This window comes from Microcoleus sp. D2_18a_D3 (assembly GCF_036702455.1).
Taxonomy (GTDB): Bacteria; Cyanobacteriota; Cyanobacteriia; order Cyanobacteriales; family Microcoleaceae; genus Microcoleus.
In genome coordinates, this window is record NZ_JAUBTK010000203.1 from 1 (window position 1) to 1,883 (window position 1,883).

The 1,883-nt window shown below is 45.7% G+C and carries 2 protein-coding genes and 1 pseudogene; all 3 read left to right on the forward strand.

The genetic code is table 11. From position 1 onward, the window contains the following. Window positions 1-16: 16 nt before the first annotated feature. Window positions 17-127, forward strand: coding sequence for an HNH endonuclease (locus QUB06_RS34480; protein WP_333439324.1), 111 nt, complete (start codon window positions 17-19; stop codon window positions 125-127). A gap of 125 nt (window positions 128-252) precedes the next feature. Next, window positions 253-798: pseudogene (locus tag QUB06_RS34485) on the forward strand (reverse transcriptase N-terminal domain-containing protein); the annotation flags it as partial. A gap of 52 nt (window positions 799-850) precedes the next feature. Further along, on the forward strand, window positions 851-1,855 hold the full coding sequence (locus QUB06_RS34490; protein ID WP_333439322.1) for a reverse transcriptase domain-containing protein: 1,005 nt from the start codon (window positions 851-853) through the stop codon (window positions 1,853-1,855). The last annotated feature ends 28 nt before the right edge of the window (window positions 1,856-1,883 follow it).

Genomic DNA, 1,883 nt, shown 5'->3' on the forward strand with positions numbered 1-1,883 from the left:
AATCGAAACCCATCATATAGTACCTGTGGTTGAAGGAGGAACAGACGACGTGGAAAACCTTCGACACTTACACAAAGCGTGTCACAAGCAGGTACATAAAACCCAAGTTAAATCTCGCTTGAAGTAAGGCTTGAGCCGTATGAGAGCGAAAGCCTCATGTACGGTTCTTAGGGGAGGGGAGAGAGGTGACTCTCAAACCTCACCCGACTAACTGGTCGCTCGGTGTTCAGAAAACATAAGTTAGAGCAGAGCATGATTAGACACAGCAGCAATGTTAGTGAATCTTGGAAGACGTTACCTTGGAAGAAATTCCGAAGGGACTTATTTCGCCTACAAAAACGAGTGTTTAAAGCGATTCAAGTTGGAGACAAGCAGAAAGCGAAGTCCCTTCAAAAGCTAATTCTGAAATCTCGGGCTGCAAGAATGTTGGCGATACGTCAAGTAACTCAACTAAATGCTGGCAAAAAGACTGCGGGAATCGATGTCCAAGCCTCACTCACATTTGAGGAAAGGTTTGCCCTGAGTGAAGAACTCAGAGCCAAAAGTAACAACTGGAAACATCAGAAGTTACGTTCAATACCAATCCCTAAAAAGGATGGGAGTACCCGCCTCCTTAAGATACCGACTATCGCCGATAGAGCGTGGCAATGCCTCGCAAAATACGCGCTAGAGCCAGCTCACGAAGCCACTTTCCACGCTACGAGTTATGGATTTAGAACAGGAAGGTCGGCGCAGGACGCGCAAAAAATTCTGTTCCTTAACCTAAGCTCAAGAGCCAACGGAGTAGAGAAGCGAGTTATCGAACTCGATATCGAAAAATGCTTCGACAGGATAAGCACGCGCGAGCATAATGGAACGACTCATCGCCCCAAAAGGCATCAAGACCGGAATATTCCGCTGTCTAAAATCAGGAGTCAATCCAGAATTTCCAGAACAAGGAACCCCGCAAGGGGGCGTGGTAAGTCCATTACTCGCCAATATTGCTCTCAATGGGATTGAGGAAATACATCAATCAGTTCGCTATGCGGATGACATGGTAATAATTCTGAAACCCAAAGATGATGCGGAGGCAATACTTGATAAAGTCAGCGAATTTCTGGCAGAACGAGGCATGAAGGTTAGTGAAAAGAAAACTAAGTTGACGGCTACGACAGATGGGTTTGACTTCCTCGGTTGGCATTTCAAAGTGCAAAACAACGGGAAATTTAGATGCGTTCCATCAGCGGACAATTTTAAAGCATTCCGTCAGAAGGTAAAACACATCGTTAACAACTCGAATTATGGTGCGACGGTCAAAGCTGAGAAATTAGCCCCTGTAGTTAGAGGCTGGAGAAATTACCATCGCTACTGTAAGTTAGATGGGTCACGCTTCTCGCTGTGGTTCCTCAACAATAGAGCCTTCAAGGTATTCAATAAGGAATCGAAACAGAACCGTTATACTGTCAAGAAATTGATAGAAAAAGCGTTCCCAGCGGTTCCCCACTCCGAAAACAAATTTGTCAATGTCAAAGGGGAGAAATCACCCTACGACGGAGATATAGCCTACTGGAGTGAGCGTAACAGCAAGCTCTACAACGGCGAAACCTCTAAAGCTTTAAAACGGCAAAACCATAAATGTGGGAAATGTGGTCTAAAAATTCTAGGCGATGAAAAGGTACATCTGCATCATGTAGACAGTAACCATAGTAATTGGAAAATAAACAACCTTCTAGCGGTTCACGAAAGCTGCCACGATTATATCCACATGAGCAAAGGCGCAAGCCAAGAACATCGGGAGCCGGATGCGGGGAAACCAGCACGTCCGGATCGTGCGGTTCGTTTCTATGAAACTAGCCTGTATGGGTTAGGGGATTAGAGCCTTTACGCCGCCTTGGGTGCAAGCC